Annotated in this window: 18 protein-coding genes; all 18 read left to right on the top strand. The window is 43.0% G+C overall.

The features are described from left to right. Window positions 1-1,152, top strand: a complete 1,152-nt coding sequence (locus H7U02_RS07065; RefSeq protein WP_201043019.1) for a phage portal protein — start codon at window positions 1-3, stop codon at window positions 1,150-1,152. After that, window positions 1,139-1,807, top strand: a complete 669-nt coding sequence (locus tag H7U02_RS07060) for a head maturation protease, ClpP-related (protein ID WP_201043017.1) — start codon at window positions 1,139-1,141, stop codon at window positions 1,805-1,807. The genes H7U02_RS07065 and H7U02_RS07060 overlap by 14 nt, the downstream gene beginning before the upstream one ends. 14 nt (window positions 1,808-1,821) lie before the next feature. Further along, window positions 1,822-3,012 carry a phage major capsid protein gene (locus H7U02_RS07055; protein ID WP_201043015.1) on the top strand — a complete coding sequence of 397 codons (1,191 nt, stop codon included), beginning with the start codon at window positions 1,822-1,824 and terminating at the stop codon, window positions 3,010-3,012. 14 nt (window positions 3,013-3,026) lie between these two features. Then, a complete protein-coding gene (locus H7U02_RS07050; protein ID WP_201043014.1) occupies window positions 3,027-3,341 on the top strand; it encodes a head-tail connector protein in 315 nt (104 codons plus the stop codon). Continuing rightward, on the top strand, window positions 3,341-3,691 hold the full coding sequence (locus tag H7U02_RS07045; protein WP_014634375.1) for a phage head closure protein: 351 nt from the start codon (window positions 3,341-3,343) through the stop codon (window positions 3,689-3,691). The genes H7U02_RS07050 and H7U02_RS07045 overlap by 1 nt, the downstream gene beginning before the upstream one ends. Window positions 3,692-3,697: 6 nt before the next feature. Beyond that, window positions 3,698-4,120 (top strand): HK97 gp10 family phage protein, encoded by a 423-nt coding sequence (locus tag H7U02_RS07040; RefSeq protein WP_201035901.1) that lies wholly within the window; start codon window positions 3,698-3,700, stop codon window positions 4,118-4,120. A 5-nt stretch (window positions 4,121-4,125) separates the two neighbouring features. Further along, window positions 4,126-4,497, top strand: a complete 372-nt coding sequence (locus H7U02_RS07035; RefSeq protein ID WP_201043013.1) for a DUF806 family protein — start codon at window positions 4,126-4,128, stop codon at window positions 4,495-4,497. A gap of 18 nt (window positions 4,498-4,515) precedes the next feature. Next, on the top strand, window positions 4,516-5,133 hold the full coding sequence (locus H7U02_RS07030) for a phage tail protein (protein WP_201043012.1): 618 nt from the start codon (window positions 4,516-4,518) through the stop codon (window positions 5,131-5,133). Between the two features lie 68 nt (window positions 5,134-5,201). Continuing rightward, the gene (locus H7U02_RS07025; protein ID WP_201043011.1) at window positions 5,202-5,555 is read left to right on the top strand and encodes a phage tail tube assembly chaperone; all 354 of its coding nucleotides are present in this window, start codon (window positions 5,202-5,204) and stop codon (window positions 5,553-5,555) included. Between the two features lie 220 nt (window positions 5,556-5,775). Then, the gene (locus tag H7U02_RS07020) at window positions 5,776-10,785 is read left to right on the top strand and encodes a tape measure protein (protein WP_201043010.1); all 5,010 of its coding nucleotides are present in this window, start codon (window positions 5,776-5,778) and stop codon (window positions 10,783-10,785) included. A 5-nt stretch (window positions 10,786-10,790) separates the two neighbouring features. Next, the gene (locus tag H7U02_RS07015) at window positions 10,791-12,347 is read left to right on the top strand and encodes a distal tail protein Dit (protein WP_201043061.1); all 1,557 of its coding nucleotides are present in this window, start codon (window positions 10,791-10,793) and stop codon (window positions 12,345-12,347) included. Further along, window positions 12,347-16,696, top strand: a complete 4,350-nt coding sequence (locus H7U02_RS11615) for a phage tail protein (RefSeq protein ID WP_201043008.1) — start codon at window positions 12,347-12,349, stop codon at window positions 16,694-16,696. The genes H7U02_RS07015 and H7U02_RS11615 overlap by 1 nt, the downstream gene beginning before the upstream one ends. Continuing rightward, window positions 16,696-18,693, top strand: coding sequence for a DUF859 family phage minor structural protein (locus tag H7U02_RS07005; RefSeq protein ID WP_201043006.1), 1,998 nt, complete (start codon window positions 16,696-16,698; stop codon window positions 18,691-18,693). Before H7U02_RS11615 ends, H7U02_RS07005 begins: the two co-directional genes overlap by 1 nt. A 17-nt stretch (window positions 18,694-18,710) precedes the next feature. Further along, a complete protein-coding gene (locus tag H7U02_RS07000; protein ID WP_201043004.1) occupies window positions 18,711-18,965 on the top strand; it encodes a hypothetical protein in 255 nt (84 codons plus the stop codon). Window positions 18,966-19,009: 44 nt separating this feature from the next. Next, window positions 19,010-19,429 (top strand): phage holin family protein, encoded by a 420-nt coding sequence (locus tag H7U02_RS06995; protein ID WP_201043002.1) that lies wholly within the window; start codon window positions 19,010-19,012, stop codon window positions 19,427-19,429. After that, window positions 19,422-19,652 (top strand): phage holin, encoded by a 231-nt coding sequence (locus tag H7U02_RS06990; RefSeq protein ID WP_201043001.1) that lies wholly within the window; start codon window positions 19,422-19,424, stop codon window positions 19,650-19,652. The genes H7U02_RS06995 and H7U02_RS06990 overlap by 8 nt, the downstream gene beginning before the upstream one ends. Before the next feature lie 3 nt (window positions 19,653-19,655). Beyond that, on the top strand, window positions 19,656-20,108 hold the full coding sequence (locus H7U02_RS06985) for a hypothetical protein (RefSeq protein ID WP_201043000.1): 453 nt from the start codon (window positions 19,656-19,658) through the stop codon (window positions 20,106-20,108). A 13-nt stretch (window positions 20,109-20,121) separates the two neighbouring features. Next, complete coding sequence (locus H7U02_RS06980; protein ID WP_201042999.1) at window positions 20,122-20,457, top strand: hypothetical protein; 336 nt, start codon at window positions 20,122-20,124, stop codon at window positions 20,455-20,457. Window positions 20,458-20,460 lie beyond the last annotated feature (3 nt).

Below are 20,460 nucleotides of genomic sequence, written 5' to 3'. Positions count from 1 at the left end.
TTGCCGATATTTAATTTAGCAACCGAAAGCCCACCGAATAACCAAGGGGGCTTTTTTGATATTACTGATCCAGAGTTTTTAGCTACTTTGAATGGTAGTGAGTGGGTATCAGCCGAAACTGCTCTTAAAAACTCGGACCTATTCTCTATTATCAGTCAGCTATCTAATGACCTTGCGACTGCTAAGTTAACAACTAGCCGAAAACAAATGCAAGGAATTGTGGATAATCCGTCTAACAATGCTAACCGTTTCAATTTCTACCAGTCAATCTTTGCTCAAATGCTATTGGGTGGTGAAGCTTTTGCGTATCGATGGCGTAATGATAACGGCCGTGATATGAAGTGGGAGTATCTAAGACCATCTCAAGTCACTTTCAATCGATTGGACAATCAGAATGGGCTTTATTACAACATCACGTTTGACGATCCACGCATTCCGCCAAAACAACATGTTCCACAAAGCGACATCTTACATTTCAGACTGCTATCTGTAGATGGTGGGCTAACAAGCGTAAGCCCGTTGATGGCTCTAGGTAGAGAACTAGATATTCAAAAAGCTAGTGATAAGTTAACGCTTAATTCACTCAAAAATGCCCTAAATGCTAATGGTATTTTGAAAATCAAGGGCGGTGGTTTGCTCGATTTCAAAACTAAGGTTTCACGTTCACGACAAGCAATGAAGCAAATGCAAGGCGGTCCGTTGGTACTGGATGATTTAGAGGATTTCACACCTCTTGAAATTAAATCCAACGTGGCCCAATTACTTAAGCAAGCGGACTGGACGACCGGACAATTTGCAAAAGTCTACGGTATCCCAGAGAACGTTGTCGGTGGACAAGGTGACCAACAATCATCACTAGAAATGAGTTCCAACGTCTACTCTAAAGCAGTCGCACGATATTTAAGACCGTTTCTTAGTGAGTTGTCTCAAAAACTTTCATGCGATGTGGATGCGGATATTTTCCCAGCGGTTGATCCGACTGGTGCTAACTATATCAGCCGTATCAATAGCATGGTTAAAAGTGGCACACTCGCACAGAATCAAGGCTTGTATATTTTGCAGCAAGCTGAAATTCTACCTAAAGAGTTGCCAGAGGGTAAGAACCCTAACCGTACCACATTGAAAGGAGGTGAGATAAATGGGCAAGATTGACATTAAAGGCGATATTGTAAGTGATGATGCTGGTGCATTCTACGAATACTTTGGCATGTCTAGTACCTATCCAAAACTGGTACAGGATGCCATTGCTAACGATGAAGACGAAGAAATCACGCTTAACATTGCGTCAAATGGTGGTGATGTGTTTGCAGCTAGCGAAATTTATACAATGCTTAAGGCTAGTGGCAAGCGTATTGTGGTTAATGTGCAGGGCCTTGCGGCTAGTGCTGCGAGTGTCATTTCTATGGCTGGTGATACCGTGCGTATCAGTCCAACGGCACATATTATGATTCACAAAGCGTCTACTGGCATCGTTGGTAACAGCGATGACCTAGAGCATCAATCAGCGGTCTTAAATAGCATTGATGAGTCTATCGCATTAGCTTATGAAATGAAGACTGGTCTTAAACAACCAGAATTACTTGATCTCATGGCTAAAGAGACATGGCTTAATGCTAAAACTGCCGTTGATAAAGGCTTTGCGGATGAAATCATGTTCTTCGGCAACGATGAAGAAGAAATCATGGTCACTAATGCCGTGCATCAACTACCAAGCAAATCAGCAATCACTAAATTTAAGAATATGATTGCGACACCTAAGACCAATACATTGCGTGAGCAGAAATTGGCTATTTTACTTGAAAAATGAAAGGAAGATGATTGATGAAAACATCAAACGAATTGCATGACCTTTGGGTTGCTCAAGGCGACAAGGTCGAAAATCTTAATGAAAAACTTAACGTAGCTATGCTTGATGATTCAGTAACCGCTGAAGAATTGCAAGCCATCAAAAACGAACGTGACACTGCTAAAATGAAACGTGACATGTTCAAAGAACAATATGCTGAAGCTCGTGCTAGCGAAGTAGCTAACATGACTGAAGAAGACAAGAAACCTTTGACTGAAAACGAAGAAGAAGTTAAAGCTGACTTTGTTAAAGACTTCAAAAACCTAGTCCGTGGTCGTTACCAAAACTTACTTGATTCTAAAACAGACGGAACTGGTGCAGACGCTGGCTTGACTATCCCTCAAGATATTCGCACAGCTATTAATACATTGGTTCGTCAATACGATTCATTGCAAGAGTATGTAAATGTTGAAAACGTAACTACTCTTACTGGCTCTCGTGTTTACGAAAAATGGGCTGAAATTACTGGCCTTTCTAAGCTCGATGATGAAGCTGGACAAATCGGTGCTAACGATGATCCAAAACTTTCTCTTATCCGCTACGCTATCAAACGCTATGCTGGTATCTCAACAGTAACTAACAGCTTGCTTGCTGATTCTGCTGAAAATATCCTCGCATGGTTGTCTGGATGGATTGCGAAGAAAGTCGTTGTTACTCGTAACAAAGCTATCTTGGAAGTTATCGCAACACTCCCAACTAAACCAACATTGGCTAAGTGGGATGACATCATTGATCTCGAAGCTAAAGTTGACCCAGCAATCAAACAAACTTCATTCTTTTTGACTAACACTTCTGGCTTTACTGCTCTTAAGAAAGTTAAGAATGCAATGGGTGACTACCTCATGGAACGTGACGTGAAATCACCAACTGGATACTCAATCGATGGTTTTGCAGTTAAAGAAGTTTCTGACCGCTGGCTTGCTAATGGCACTGGTGGAGCTATGCCATTGTACTTTGGCGATTTGAAACAAGCGGTAACACTCTTTGACCGCCAACACTTGTCACTACTTTCAACTAACATCGGTGGTGGGGCATTTGAAACTGACACTACTAAAGTACGTGTTATTGACCGCTTCGATGTTGTTAAAACTGATGAAGAAGCATTTGTGCCAGCATCGTTTAAAGCGATTGCTGACCAAAAAGCTAACCTTACTGCTGGAGCTTAATTAGGAGGTAAGTAATGAGTGTATCTAAGGAAACTATCATGCAGACCCTCAATCTGGATGAGACAGACGACACTGCACTCATTCCAGCTTACATTGAATCGGCTCAACAGTACATTATCAATGCAGTCGGTAATGACCCGAAATTCTACGACCTTGAAAGTGTAGAATCTTTGTTTGACACGGCTGTAATTGCCCTCACAAGCACTTATTTCACATACCGGGTGGCTTTAACCGACACGGTGACTTATCCGATTAACCTAACTTTAAATAGCATAATCGGGCAATTAAGAGGCTTATACGCAACGTATAGTGAAGAAAGAGGTGACTAATGCCTAAAGTTAGATATTTACCCTCAGACTTTCGCTTTAAAGCTGATTTTGGTACATACCAAAGCACCCCTAATAAATTTACGGGTGTGAGTGTTCCGAAATTCGTGAAACAGTTTACGCTGCATTATAAACCCCATACTCGCACACTCAATCAAGAGTATTTGGCCCAACAGAATGGCGAAAGCGATACAAGAGTGATTGTTATTCGCCACAATGCTAAAGTGATTGAAGGCCAAGTCGCTGTCCTAAATGGTACTCAGTATGACATTGTCCGTGTCAGTCCAAACGAAAACTTTGGACTTAATCGCTACGACTTTCTGACTTTGAGAAAGCACAAGAAAGTTGGGTGATAGCTTATGGTAGGGCTTGATGAAGCACTAGAGGGCTGGCTTGAAACAGTCGCCAGCATTGGTGATTTAACACCAGCGGAACAAGCTAAAATCACAACAGCTGGCGCAAAGGTGTTTCAAAAGGAACTGGAAGAAGTTACTAGGGAGAAACACTACTCAAACAAGAAACATTTGAAGTATGGGCACATGGCTGACGGTTTATCTGTCCAATCCACGAATGCGGATGGCAGAAAGAACGGTGTGGCAACCGTAGGCTGGAAAAACAACTACCACGCTCAAAATGCCAGACGATTAAATGACGGCACTAAGAAATACCGTGCCGATCATTTCGTTACCAATGTCCAAAACGATAGTGCCGTTCAAAGAAAGGTGCTATTAGCAGAAAAAGAGGAATATGAGAAACTCATTCGAAGAAAAGGAGGAAAGTGATTTAAGTGTTAGCGACCGTAAAACTAAAAGAGCTAATTGACGGCAAAGAATTTGGTGAAATAAGCGAAGTATATGCAAACAACTTGCCTAAAGAGCTCGAAGAAAACACCGATAAGACAATCGTGTTACTCACCGAAAACAATCCGTCCCTTGATTTGAGTGGGAATAATACCTTTTTCGGAAAAACAGACAGGGTAGAGGTACAGATTTTTTACAAGGCTGATATTGATTTTGATATCGAAGCCTTTGAAATGGGATTGCTAAAATTCTTAAAATCTGAGCACTACTCAATTACAGATATGAGAGAACATAGCATAGACCCCGATACTTTGCAGATTACGGCGGTCTTTTTTGTTGCTCTCGACAGATTAATTTAACAAAGGAGAAATTACTATATGGCAATTGTAGGTTTGAAAATGGTCCGCCTTGCTTTGGTTGACCCAAAAACCCAAAAACTACTTAAAGGCGCTGACGGCCTTTCTACCGATGGCGTAATTGAAGTTGATTCTAAGATGCTCGGTACTCGTACCGCTAACATTTCCAACTTGGAAGGTCAAGCGACTAAAGTACCAGGGAACAACTCAGTGCAAGACGTTATGATTGCACCAGGTTCACCAACAGTGGCGTTCGACTTCAACAACCTTGACTTTGAAATCAAACAAAAAATGCTTGGTTTCAAACCAGACGGCAAAGGTGGTTACGTTATGGACGGTGAAAAACCACACACAGCGGTGTTGATTGAATCTGAAACACTTGACCGCAAACACTCAGTATTCTTTGGTTTCGCTAACGGAATCATGCAAGAATCAACTCAAAACGTTGCTACAGATACCGATACTGCTCAAACTCGTCAAGACGATAACATGACATTTAACGCCTTGTCAGCGGATGCGTTCGGTGGTGAGCCTTACAAGAAATACTACACTGGTGCATCTAACTACGATAAAGCTAACATGTTCAAAGAAGTATTCGGTGGATATGTTCTCACTGGTACACCAGTAGTCGGTGGATAATCTAAATAATTCGCAAGAGGTCGGGCTCATGGCCTGACCTCTATTTTTGTTAAAAGGAGTAAAGATAAATGGAAATCAAAACTATTAAAATCCCAGAAATCAGTAAGAAGGCGTTTGAAGTAGCTACAAGCAACCGTAATGTCTTGCGTATGCACGAATACCAACTTGCCGTACTTAAAATCAGCGACACCGTTGAAGAGAGTGACACGCAAGAGCAAGCACAAGCGAGCTTCACAATCCTCAAAGAAATGCTTAGCTTTATCCGTGCTGTCCTCAAGTTGGATGATGAAGCCTATGATAAATTGCTTGATTTGGACAATGAGCGTACACAAGAGATTGCCGAAAAATTGGTGGGCTACATGTACGGATTGACAGACGAACAACTTGAAAATGCCGCTGGTGAAACTGACCCAAAAGACTGAAATCTAAAGGCGAACAGATTTTTGATTTAGAAAATCGCATTGAAGATTTGAAAATCATTGCTAAAAAATCAATCCAAGGTTTTGGGTGGACATTAGATCAGTATTATGACACTGACTATTACGAGCTAATGAAAATCTTAAATGCCAAAGAGGAAGAAGATAGAATGGTTGACCCAACATCTTTACTCTAAATATTTAAGGAAAGGAGGAAAAATAATACATGGCAAAAGTACAAGCTACCATGTCCACGGAAATCGCCTTAGACACGCTACAAGCTGCTAACTCGATTAAGAGATTAACTCAGTTAGTCAATAGTTCAACGAACGCATGGAAAGCGCAAGAAAGCCAAATGCGTAGCGCTGGTGATTATTTGGGGGCAGCACAAGCTAAGTACGACGGTTTGGGTAATGCCATCCAAAACCAACAACGTAAGATTGAGAAACTGAAACAAGAGCAGTCCCAACTTAAAGGAAGCACCGCTGAAACTGCCGAACAGTACCTTAAGTACCAACAACAGATTGACCAAGCTACTACACGCTTGGCCTCGTTGGAAAATCAACAACGACAAGCTAAGAATAGCCTAGATTATCATAGGTCTGGGCTTGCTGAATTACAGAAACAGTACAAACTGCAAAATGAATCGTCTGAAGCCTACGTTAAGCGTTTGAAAGCGGAAGGTAAAGAGGATGAAGCGAGGGAAGAACAGCTTAAGCAATACAAGAGTTCGATTACTAACTTAAATAAGCAGTATGAGAAACAAAAAGATATGCTTGAGCGTGTCGCTCGCCAATCTGGTAAAACCTCTGAAGAATACCTCGTTCAGCGTAGGCGTTTGGATGAAACGGCTACTAGTTTGGCTCATGCTCGTAATGCTGCTGATAGATTGAATGATGAGATTGAACAAAGTCAACGTTCTAGCACGTTCATTGGTCGCTTAAAGGATAGCTTCAAACGTTTAGGGAGTGAAGTCAGTGAGACTGAAACGAAAACCTCACGCTTAAAAGGTATCTTCGGAGCTACGTTTGCCGCTAACTTAATTAGTAACGGTTTCCAAAACGCATTGGGAGCTATCAAGGGCAAGTTTGACGAAATTGCCCAATCAAGTGCCGAATACGTTAAATACCAACAAACCATGAATGCCACTTGGCTAACCTTAACCGGCAATGCCGAGGAAGGTAAGAAGATGGTCGATATGACCAACCAAATGGCACAGGCAGCGGCTAACTCAACCGAAATGGTTGACGGCATGAACCAGAAATTCTATGCCGTTACTCACAACACCGAGCTAACCAAACAACAAACGCAAGCTATCTTGACATTGCAAGATGCGTTTGGTCAGACCGATGCAGCCGTTGAGAATTTCGCTACTCAGTGGGCGCAAATGATTGCCAATGGTAAGGTCCAAGGGCAAGATATGATGTCAATCATCAATGTCTTTCCGGAAATGAAAAACCAGCTTAAAGAAGTAGCTGCACAAGAATTGGGCATTGCGGACATGACCCAGGAGAAATACGCCGAACTTCAAAAAGATGGTAAGATTACCTCTGAAATGGCGCAAAAAGCCTTGTTTGAGTTGCAAGACAAATACAAGGATGCCACGGCTAACTTCTCAACCACTATCGGTGGTCTTGAAAGAACTATCCAATCTCGTATGCCAGCGGTGGTCGCTGCTTTCCGTGACCCAATCGACAAAATGAAAAACCCATTCTTACAACAGATTGGTAATTGGGTTGCCGATCCTAACACTGAAACTAAGTTTAAAGATTTAGGGGAGCACGTTTCCAAAGGTCTAGGCACTATCATGGACGCTTTCTCTAAGGTGTTTAATCTTGGTGATGGTACAGATAAACTTAATGGCTTAATGGACGGTCTCAATAAGTTTGTCGATAATCTTAGTAAGAGTATCGCTAACAATGCCCCTAAAATTGTAGCTTTCTTCAAGGAAACCAAAGACAGTCTAGGTGCAGTTTTTAGCATTGGTAAAGACTTTGCTGGCGGTGTTTGGGAAGTTGCCGTTGATATGATTAAAGGTGTCGCTGGTGCTTTCAACCTCATGACCGGCAACGGCAAGAAAGCTAAATCACCAGTAACATCACTATCAAAGGCTTTAGGCGGTATTGCAGAACATAAAACGGCTATTAAAACGGTCGGTTCTTTGTTTGCTGCTTACTTTGTAGGTTCTAAAGTAGCTTCAGGAGTGATGAAAGTTGCGAAAGCTATTAACGTGATGAAAAATTCAACGATAGCTATGACTGTCGCCCAAAAAGCTATGGTTGCCGCTCAAAAAGTTGCGACGTTAGCTCAAAAAGCGTGGAATCTAGCTATGGCTTCCAACCCTATCGGTTTGATTGTGGTTGCAGTAACCACGGCTATCACTGCCTTGGTGTTGCTTTATAAACACAACAAAAAATTCAAAGCCTTTGTTGACGGCATGTTCAGTGCTGCAAAGAAAGCCTTTGATAAAATCTTCAAAGTCACCAAAGAAATCTTTGGTAAGATCATTGATTTCTTTAAAAAGGACTGGAAACAGGTCCTTTTATTTATTGCCAATCCGATTGCTGGGGCGTTTGCTTTAATCTACAAGCACAATAAAAAGTTCAAGAAATTTGTTGATGGTATTGTAAAAAGTATCAAAGACGGCTTTTCTCATGCTGGTAAGTGGCTCGGTAAGACGTGGGACGGCATGAAGAAGACTTGGACTGGTGCGATGGACTCAATGACCAAGAGCACCAAGAAAGGTTTTGAAAAGACCAAGAATTACTTTACCGGCGGTGAGAAAGGTATTAAAGCCTTCACCAACACCGCTAAGAAATTGCTTGTAATCTCTAATCCGGTAGTTGCTGGGTTTGAGTTGATGTATAAGCACAACAAACCATTCAAGAAATTTGTTGATAGCACTGTGGACCATGTCAAAGATATGGCTAAAGGCGTTGCAAAACACATGAGTAACCTTAAGAAAGATTGGGGCGAAAAGTGGGACAACGTTAAGAAATTCGCATCTAAAACATGGGAAGGTATCAAGGGTAATGCTACGGAAGCCATGACTGCCCTTGGCAAAGATATCGACAAACACCATAAGGGCATCAATAAGAATTGGTTTGACGGTTGGGAAAACTCTAAAAAATTCCTTTCTAAAAAATGGGATGAAATCGGAGCGTTAACACAAGAAAAATTCGGTGTTAATATTACCAAACTAATCACGGATGCCTTAACCAACATTGCTAAATTCTTCAAGGATACATGGGATAACGTCAAAAAAGGTTTCAGTGAGATGTGGGATGGCATGAGGAAACTTGCCGGAGACGGTATCAATGCTGTCATTGCCTTGCCAAACGCTGGTATTGACGGTATCAACAAACTGATTTCTGATTTCGGTGGTAGTAAAGAAGCTATCTCTAAAATTCCGAAAGTTAAGTTTGCCGGTGGTACTGGTATGTTTAGCTCATACCGAAACCCAATCACCAAGCCTACGTTAGCTACTCTTAACGACGGCTACGATAGCCCAGAAACCAACAACCAAGAAATGGTTATTTTGCCTAACGGTAAGTCATTCTTGCCACAAGGTCGAAACGTTGAATACCTCTTGCCGGCTGGTTCGGAAGTTATCAATGCTAGTGAATTGGCTTTGCTCATGGGTGTTGAACGTGGAGCTTTTGCAAAGGGTACTGGATTCTGGTCTAAAATCTGGGACACTGCTACCAACGTGGCGGGCTCAGTTTGGGATACCATGAAGAATGGTGTCGATAAATTCATGAAAATGATTGAGTTTGTGACCGATGTCGTTAAAGACCCTGTTGGATCATTGGCTAAGAAATTCAGTCCTAACGCTGATAAGTTAGCCGGCATGTTTAACCCACTCGGTAATGCGTTGTATAAGAAGCCAGTCGAAGAAGCTAAGAATTGGTGGAAAGAACTTTGGTCTATGGCTAGTGCCTCAATGGATGAAGGCACGGTGGCAATGGGGGCTAAAGGTGATGACTATCGTTTCAAAGACAAGGCTAAAGATGCTGGTGCTGACCCGTGGGGTTACTTCTACCGTGAGTGTGTATCCTTCGTTGCCAGCCGTTTGGCAAACCTTGGTGTTAAACCTAGTCTATTTAGTCACCTCGGTAATGGTAATCAGTGGATATCTGCCAGCGTGCCACACCTAAGTCGACCTAAACCCGGTACGGTAGCGGTCTACACTGGTGGCCCAGTATCAAGCAACCACGTTGACTTTGTAACGGCAGTACATGGGGACACTTACGACGGTGAAGAATACAACTACGGCGGTAACGGTCAGTATCACCAATACGCTGGCCGTCACATTTCAAACGCTGCGACCTTCCTTGATTTCGGTGTTCGAGACAGCGGAAGTAGTAGCGGTGACGATAGCAAGCCTTTGAAAGACCGCAACAGTCCACTTCAAACCTTGATTAAACGTCAAGTCGGTGGCATGTTCGACTGGATTAAGAAAACCCTTGGTCCGTTGCTTAGCCCAGCGGGTGGGGGTGAAGATAATCCACAGGGTACTGGAGTGGCTAGATGGCGTGAATCAGTTGAAAAAGCACTGAAAGCCAATGGATTGCCTACCACTCAAGAATATGTCGGGGCTTGGTTGCGACAAATTCAAAGTGAGTCTGGCGGTAACCCTAATGCCGTCCAAGGTGGATATGTCGATATCAATACCTTGACTGGAGACCTTGCCAAAGGTTTGGTGCAAACAACATCTAGTACATTTAATTCATTCAAACATAAAGGCCACGGAAACATTTTCAATGGCTATGATAACCTTTTGGCTGGTATTGCTTATGCGAAATCTCGTTATGGTGGTAATATGCTTGCGGTTATCGGACATGGACATGGCTACGCTAACGGTGGTCTAGTCCACAAAAACGGCGTTTATGAATTGGCTGAAGGCGATATGCCAGAATATGTCATTCCAACAGACATCGCTAAACGTGGTAGAGCGTGGCAACTACTCACTGAAGCAGTGGCACGATTTGCCGGCGATGCCCCACAAGGCAATCACGATAGCACTTCAGACCGTGAGCGTGTCTCTATGCTTGAAAGCAAATTAGATGTCATGATTGACTTGCTTGGTCAGTTGGTAACAAACGGTTCTAACCCAATCGAAGTTAGAAATATCATCGATGGTAGAAGCGTGTCAAACGGTCTAGCACCCTTTATGACAAAAGCAACAAACGATTATGAACGCAGACAAGCGTTGCTAGGAGGTAGCATTATTTGATAGGAATGTCAGTAACTTATGACGGTAAGAACTTAACCGAATTATTTAATGAGGGGCAAGGGCGTACCGTTCCAGTGGACGTCACTAAGAATGTGGCATCCAACTTTAACAACAACTATCAAGACCAAGGGCGTAGACGCTACGGCCAGCAATTCCTATATAGCACCTTGTCCGTTAAGCAGATTCAAGTATCGTTTACCCTCGTCGGTAACTACGACTACTTTAACACTATCGCTGAAACGTTGGGCGGGTATCTCAACGTAGACAAGCCTAAACTTTTGATTTTTGGCGATGAGCCTAACAAGGTTTGGGAGGCTCTCCCGTCTGGCCAAGCGTCCTTAACAGTGGACAAGAACACCGCACCGATTACCGCAACGGTAACGGTTACGTTCGACGTGCCTAAAAGTTATGGTGAAAACAAGGCACAAGCCCTAGTAAGTAGCGATGGTGAAACCAAGTACGGTAGTATTAAGAAAATTTCTACTGGTCATTACAAGGCTACGTTAAAGAACTTTGGTACGGCTGAAACTTACCCAGATATTAAGCTGAAGTTTAACTCGGATAATGGCTGGGTTGGGATTGTGAAGTCTTCGAGCGAAAGTTATGAGATTGGCAATCCTAACGAGGTAGACACTCGGACAGTCAAGCAATCTGAAATTCTGTTCGATTATGTTTCTAATAACTGGATTACCAATGGTTTTTCTGTTGGTGCTAAAAACCAAGGGCGTTTCAACGACAACTTGCAAAGTTTGAATGGAACGCTTGCGATTGACAACGCATGGGGTAGACCACACATTGCCTTGACTAATCGAGGTAGTGGCTCAACTTCCTTGCGTGGTAGCTCGATTACGTGGGAAATTCCGGAAGATAGCAACCGAGAAAAAGGCTCACTATATGAATATATGTGGTGGAGACAAATTTTTTGGTTAGGGGCATCCAACGAGTGCGGGTATATCAAGATATCTGTCACGGACGCAAACGGCACATTCCTCTATGGCGTGGAAACCCTTAAACATGTCAACGGTCTAGGTTGCGAGTATCGTTTCCTTGCTAGCGATGGAAACGGTAGTTACCGTACGATAGACAGAAAATCATTTTGGGGTACGCATGTCATGACGCAAAACCCATTCAACGAACCGCAAGGGTGGGCAGATATGCAACGCTTTGATGATGAAGTACAGTTTTATTATCAAGGCGGTTATCCTAAATTTAAGATTCCAGAGATCAAGGGGAAAAAATCGGCAAAAATTAGTGTTGGTTTTTTTGGTATCGGTGATACACCACTTGTAACTCATATGTATCTGGACAGTTTTGTCTATCGAAAAGACTATGTGAACAAGGAAGAAGACATCCCTAACCGTTTCCGTAAGGGCTCTATCCTTGAAATCGACATGGCTAAAGGCAAGACCCTAGTCGATAACTTGCCAGCATCTAATGAGCTAACTTACTTATCCGAGCCGTTCAGTATCGGCACTGGTGAGACTGAAATCGACATCTACACATCAAGTTGGACAAGAACTGACCCAACAATTGAAGTAACATGGAAGGAGCGTTTTGTTTAATGCAAATTTGGATTCATGACAAGAACATGCGTAAGGTTTGCGCCTTGAATAACAACGTTCCGGGCATGTTGCCATACTCTAACAGTCAGTGGCATCCTTACCTTGAATACTCAACTAGCACATTCGATTTCACAATTCCTAAGATTGTCAATGGGAAACTGCATGAAGATGTTAAATATATCAAAGATGATATGTTTGTTTCGTTTTATTACGATAGCTCCTACCATGTTTTCTATGTGTCGCAACTTGTCGAAAATGACACTTCATTCCAAGTCACTTGTAATAACACCAATCTCGAACTGGCACAAGAGCAGTCGGTTGCTCTTAAAAGCAACGGGGCTCAAAATATTGCATGGTACTTAGAACACCTTGAAATTCTAGGGTTTACAAATCTTGAAATTGGCGTTAACGAGGTATCTGATAAAACAAGAACGCTTGAATTTGAGCCACAAGAAACAAAATTGGCACAATTACACAGTCTCATGTCTAAATTTGATGCTGAATTTGCATTCCGTACCGAATTGAATCGAGACGGTACGATCAAGCGTTTTACTATCGATATCTACCAAATCCCAGACGAAACTCACCACGGTATCGGTAAGGCTCGTGGAGATGTGGTGCTACATTATCAAAACGAACTTAAAGGCGTACAAGTCACGAGTGATAAAACCCAGCTATTTAATGCTGGGGTGTTCACTGGTGCGGATGGTGTTAATCTCGAAAGTGTTGAGTTTGAAGAGAAGAATGAGTTAGGGCAAGTAGAGTTCTACTCACGAAAAGGTAGTAGTTATGTGTTCGCTCCACTATCTAGGGAACGCTACCCATCAACGATGAACCCCAACAATGCTGATAACTGGACACGTAAGGATTTTCAGACCGAATACAAGGACGTAAACTCACTTAAAGGCTACGCATTACGTACCATTAAGCAATACGCTTATCCGTTATTGACTTACACGGTGGATGTTCACTCTAGTTTCATGGAAAACTATAAAGACATTAATTTAGGTGACACTGTTAAGATTATTAATAATAATTTTAGAGGTGGGCTAGCCCTCGAAGCTCGTGTCACTGAAATGGTAATTAGCTTTGACATGCCGTTGAATAACTCGGTTGTGTTCTCGAATTACCGTAAAATTGTGAACAAGCCATCGTCTGACTTGCAACAACGTATTGATGAAATCGCAGCAAGAGCCTTACCATACCGTGTCGAGATCACGACTACAAATGGAACAGCGTTTAAAAACGGTGTCGGTCGCTCGACTGTTCGACCAATCTTGAAACAAGGCGATAAAACTGTTAATGCAACGTGGCGTTTCGTAATTGACGGTGTTATAAAATACGTGGGTATGACCTACGACATGGTAGCGTCACAGATTACCCAACCGACAGCGTTGACGGTTTCCGCATGGGTAGATAACAAAGAAGTAGCTTCAGAAGAAGTTACTTTTTTAAACGTCTCAGACGGTAGAAATGGTGCAAAAGGCGACCCCGGACCTAAAGGAGATAAAGGTGAGCAAGGCCCTAAAGGCGATAAAGGTAATGACGGCTTGCCTGGTAAAAACGGGGTAGGCTTAAAAACTACCACTATCACTTATGGCATGAGCGATAGCGACACTGTAATGCCTACTAGTTGGACGTCAAACCCACCGATTTTAGTTAAAGGTAAATACCTTTGGACGAAAACACAGTGGATGTATACGGATTTATCTAGTGAGACTGGATATCAAAAAACATACATCCCACAGAATGGTTCTAAGGGTGATGATGGTCTACCCGGTAAAGATGGCGTAGGGCTGGTAAATACCACACTACGCTATGCGAAATCTACGGACGGTGTCAATAAGCCGTCTGGAAATGTAGTAGCTAATTTCCCTAACGAGATTAAGCCTAATCGGTCAAGTATCGATAATAATATCACCACTGAACTAAAAGTCCGTCTGGAGCAAGGTAAAACCTACATCCTATCTGCTGAAACCAATGGAACATTTACCAATCAGCATAACCCAAACCAATCGAGTGATAATGCTACGATTTGGCTTGTCAATCCAAGTTTCAGTACATGGTTAGTGATTTCTGACGGTAATACGGCTAACGGTACGAGATACACACATAACCGTCCAACTGGAGAATACAATATTCGTGTCAATGGGTACAAAACCGACAATTCGACATGGGTTAAAAACATCGTATTTGAGGACGGTACATGGTCGCAAGATATCCCAATGGTCAACCCCGGTGAATACCTATGGACAAGAACGACATGGTTCTATTCAGACGGAACGAACGAACAAGGTTTTTCAGTCGCTAAGATGGGCGAACAAGGACCCAAGGGAGACCGTGGGAACGATGGTTTGCCCGGCAAGAACGGTATCGGTATTAGAAATACCAGTGTTCTATACGGATTATCTGTATCTGAAACCGTGCCACCTACGGCATGGTATCAAAACCCACCAGCCTTGGTTAAAGGGCAATGGTTTTGGACCAAGACGGTTTGGACTTACACTGATAACACAAACGAGACTGGCTATCAAAAAACCTACGTAGCAAGAGACGGCAACGATGGTAATAACGGTATCGCTGGCAAGGATGGTGTCGGTATTCGTAGCACAACCATTACTTATGCACAAGGAACATCCGGAACGGTAGCACCAACGACTGGTTGGACTAGTCAAGTACCTAACGTGCCAGCTGGGCAATTCTTATGGACGAAAACCGTTTGGAGTTATACGGATAACACAAATGAAACGGGATACTCGGTTTCTAAAATCGGGGAACAAGGTCCACAAGGCGTTAAGGGTGAGACTGGTGCGAAAGGTGATAGGGGCGAAAAAGGTCTGCAAGGTGAACGTGGTTTAACTGGTCCTGCCGGTCCCCAAGGCTTGCAAGGTCCAAAAGGTGACCAAGGTATCCCTGGTGTTAAGGGTACGGATGGTAAAACACAGTATACCCACATTGCTTATGCTGATACCGTTTCTGGTAGTGGTTTTAGCCAAACCGACACCAATAAGGCGTTTATCGGTATGTACCAAGATTTCAATGCCACGGATAGCCGAAACCCTCAAGATTATCGCTGGTCTAAATGGAAGGGTAGCGATGGACGGGATGGCATTCCGGGTAAAGCTGGGGCAGACGGAAGGACGCCTTACGTCCACTTTGCTTATGCCGATAGTGCCGATGGTCGAACTGGTTTCAGTTTGACCCAGAATGGTAACAAGCGATATCTAGGCGTGTGTACTAATTTCGATAAATCAGATAGCACCAACCCAGCGGATTACTCGTGGAATGATATGACTGGTAGCGTTTCAGTTGGTGGCGAAAATCTAATCGTTAACTCAGCATTTCCGAAGAACCTGGATGGCTGGGGATTCTGGGAAGCGCCCCAACCTAACTCGAATTTATCTGTGTCGAGTCATTCACTCTATTACAACGGCTCTAAGCCGTTGTTTTTGCTGTCAACAACAACAACAACAACACCTAGCGCAACGCTGAGATTCCCGGTGAAACGAAATACCAACTATTCGCTTAACGTTTCAATCTTGGCAGGCGGCAACCTAAAAGGGATGGATATCTATTTCCTTGGTCGCAAGTCAAACGAGACTAAAGACTTTAGTAAGGTAGTCAATATCAAGCATTTCGATGGGTCGCCATCCACAAGTAGTGTTTCGAAATTCCACTTCACGTTCAATACTGGCGACTGTGATGAAGGTTTTATCCGTATTGATAACACTGGTACGACAAACGGCAGTCAGTCATTGCTGTTCTTCACCGAGCTTGATTGCTATGAAGGGACTACTGATAGAGCATGGCAAGCGTCACCGAAAGACCTAGCTAGTCAGTTAGACGGCAAGGCTGATAGTGCGTTGACGCAAGACCAAATTAATAAACTGAATGAGCTTAACTCAATCGTACAAGCCGAATTGAAAGCCAAAGCTAGCTTGTCAGTGGTCAACCAGTGGGTGAAGGCTTATCAAGATTTCTTGTCAACCAATCAAGAGAATAAAAATAAGACTGAAAAAGCCTTAGTTGAAGCTAGTCAGCGTATTGTGAAACTGCAAAACGATTTAGGCGAAACATCCCAGCGTTGGAACTTCCTCGACAATTACATGCGAGCGTCTAACGAAGGCTTGACTATTGGTAAAAACGACGGTTCTAACTCGGTTATGGTTTCGGACAATCGAATTTCTATGTTCAGTTCGGGTACTGAAGTCATGTATATCGATAAAGGTGTCATTCACATACAAAACGGTATCTTCTCGAAATCTATTCAAATTGGGTATTATCGTGAAGAACAAGACTTAATTGACCCAAACCGCAACGTGATCAAATGGGTAGGAGGTAATTATTAATGGCTGGAGGGAAAGCGATTCTGCGTGCGTATGAAGCTGGCACGAACATTGATAGGAATACATCTCAAGTGCGTTTACAGCTCTATTGGGAGAACGGAGATACTAAAATTTCTGGTGTCCCCTGGGAAGCGTACATCGATTATGACGGCGGGAAACGTTTGTCAAATTCTGGCACATTAACTGTTGAGCCTAATCAAACAGCTATGTTGATTGACCAAGAGGTCACTGTCGCTCACGATGGAGATGGGGCACGCACAATTTACTACCGTGGAGAATTTAAGAATAAGAGTAATAACAAGGTGATACCTATTAATAATGCAAGTCTCCCCTTGACTACCATTTCCCGTGCCAGCTACGGTGCGGATGTGACGGCTGAAATTGCCAAACCAGTGACCATCAACATTACTAAACGTGAAGCGTGGATGAGACATTCCATTTGGGTGCGTGTTGGTGATTGGGAACAGAAAATCGCTGGGGATAATATCGATACCAGCTATACATGGACACCGCCTATTGATATCGCTAATCAATTCCCAAACTCGACGAGTGGAACGGGAACGGCAACTTACATATCATACGCTGACGGGATTGAGAGGGGGAGGGATATTCGAAAAATCACGGTCAGTGTCCCGACCAATCTTTTCAAACCCGGTTTCACTGGTTTCAATCTATCAGATACAAACCCAGTAACACAAAACCTTATTCCAAGCCCAACGCATTTCGTTAGTACGCTATCCCGTATCAAAGTAGGATTTGACGGTGCTAGAGGTGCAGCGGGGGCTTCCATCACAGGTTACTATGCGGAAATCGTTAGTGGAAACACCTCGGCTCAAACAAACGGCGGTGTCTTAACTGTACCGACAACGATGACTGACAAACAAATGACTGTTAGGGCTAAAGTCCAAGACAGTCGTGGGTTGTGGTCTGATTGGCGAGAACAACCTATAACGGTGTTAGCCTATTTCAACCCAACCCTACGCTTTGAAGCAAAACGAACGGGCGAGAAATTAGACACGATCACACTGAAACGCTTCTTAAAAGTGGCAGCGTTATCCGTCAATGGCACGCAAAAGAACACAACTAAGCTGACCTTTAAAACAAGGAAGGTCGGTACGGATACTTACACGACAGATAGCACGAATGAGTGGCAGAACATTTCTGAGTTAAATGGTTCGGATGTTAATCTTAATGGCAAGTATCCAGCCGATACCTCGTGGGAAGTATTGGGGCGTGTTGAAGATAAATTCTCATACACAGAATTTGTTATCACTGTTTCAACGGACAAGGTGGTGATGAGTTACGAACGTGATGGTGTCGGTATAGGTAAGTACCGTGAAATGGGAGCGTTGGATGTTAACGGCTTGATTTACTCAGACCGCAAACAGATACAGCACCACAAGCTAACCGAACCAAACGGCGCAGCGATCGATAACAAAGTAGCTAACCTAAATGACTATAGAACCACTGGTTTCTATTCGATTTTAGGCAATTACAAAAACCATCCTGCATCGGGCGAGGGTGCTTACTTGGAAGTCGTTGAAAGTGCTTCTGGATATCATCAAACACTAACGACTGTTTCTGGTCGCATGTTTAAACGAACGGTAACCAATAATTCTAACGGCTCGTGGATTGAGTACACGCCTAAGCCGGAGAAAGAGGAAAAACCAGAGCCACCGTTTATTAAACGAACAGTCGATTTTGGTTGGGGTGTTAGAGCGTTCTTCGTCAAAAAAGGCTCGGTAGTAACTGCTAGTCTTTTCCGTGATGCTAACGAGGTCGGTGTCTATGAATACGGAAAAATGGATAACAATACCGTTCCAGAGGGTTTTAGACCGGCTACGGAAGTGCACCTTGTCGCTAACAAGAACATTGGTACTGGTCATGCTGGTGTGGCAGTCTGGCACCTTGCCTCAGACGGTTCAATTAGGCTTACCAACCAATCTAAAGACCGTGCCATTTATTCCGGCACAGTCACATATCTAACTGAAGATAATTAAGAAAGGAAAATAATATCATGTCACTTAAAATTACAAAACAACGCACAATCAATGCAGAATTTAACGTGGAAGAAGAAGGAGCTACAATCCTTGCCAAACAGACATTCATCAGCGTAGATTCCAATGCAGTCTCTACAGTCCAAGAAAATCTTCTTAACGCTGAACTCTACGCTAAACACCGTCAAGAAATGCGTACAGACGAACGTGCTCTACGTGACTTGCGTTATAAAGTAGAGGACGAAATCTTGGCGGATACTACTACAGAGGCTTAATGCGTTAAAAATGGGGGTTAAATAAAAATGTTAAGGAGTGTTAAATGCAGAAACCAGACGGCATCTTTGGCGTCTTTGAAGTCGTCAAAGATTTCTACGAACATGGCATAGACGAACATCTTTGGGTGTTCCTACTTATGTTAGTTATCGTAGCTGACATTATTTTGGGAGTATCCAGAGCATGGGCTTTTCATGAGTTTTCAAGCCGTAGGTTTCGAAAAGGATTGGTCAGCCACACGGCTATGCTAATTATCGTAACAGTGTCTTATCCGTTTATGGTTTTTATGAATCTAGGCGGTGCTATGGATGCTTTTATTTTCGCCATGCTATCAGCATACGGGGCTAGTATTCTTGCTAGCTTATCGGCTCTAGGGGTTGAAATTCCCTTTATTGACAGATTTGTCAAGAAAAATATTGATAAGGATAAATTTAACTTAATTGAGGAGGAAGAAGACAATGATTAATTTTAAACTACGTTTGCAAAACAAAGCTACTTTGGTAGCTCTTATCTCAGCAGTATTCTTGATGTTGCAACAATTCGGGCTTGAAATCCCACACAATATCCAAGAGGGAGTTAATACTTTCGTTGTGATCTTGGTAATTCTTGGTATTGTTACAGACCCAACAACCAAGGGTGTGGGAGACAGTGAACGAGCTTTAAACTACAACGAACCTCGTGAGGACTAGCCTATGGCTAAGCTCATGACTTCCATCAACCAAATTAAAGGCGGTGATGTCCTTAAATCTGGGGACACCACTTCCATTTTTGGTTTTGAAATTCTAGGGTACGATGGGAAACGCATGGGATTGTCCGGCATTGGTAAGCTAACGCTGTCTAATGATGAAACAGTGGCATTATACCAAGATATCACTGTTGAAAATGGGACATTCTCGTTCTCAATGGGCAGTGTGGTAGCTACTGGCACTTACTACCTCGAAATTAAACTAGATGGGCATATTTTCCCGTCAAATAATTTTAAGGTTAAAGTGAAAAACTCACTAAATGCGGACAGTGCTATCCCATCGGACAAGAGCCCTAAACTAAAACTACTAGCGGATGAATTGCGAGATTCTGGGTTAATCACTGGTGGCACTGACACCACGGAAGACCTCGTAAACGTCTACAATCTCGCTAAAATTTGAAAGGAAAAATTAAATGAGTAAATTACATGATTTCGCCACAGCAGTCGGGACTGACATTAAAGAAATTAAAACAGCATTGGCTGGCAAAGCTGAGAAAAGCGAAGTGACCGCCAATGGCATCACTCAAGAACAACTTAACACTGCAATCGCACAAGCTAAAACCGACCTTATTGGCGGAGCTCCTGAAGAGCTTGACACTCTTAAAGAACTTGCTGATAAAATCAATGCAGCGGGTGGCAGTACCGATAGCGGTATTATCTCTAAGATGACCGAGTTGGGTACTCGTATCGACACTATTGAGCAAGAAGACCTTGTGAGTGTATATAATACAGCGAAAAACACCCTCTAAGGA

Source organism: Streptococcus sp. 3.1 (assembly GCF_016648915.1).
Classification (GTDB): domain Bacteria; phylum Bacillota; class Bacilli; order Lactobacillales; family Streptococcaceae; genus Streptococcus; species Streptococcus salivarius_E.
Note: the sequence above shows the minus strand (reverse complement) of the source record. Positions and strands in the feature narration are given on the sequence as shown.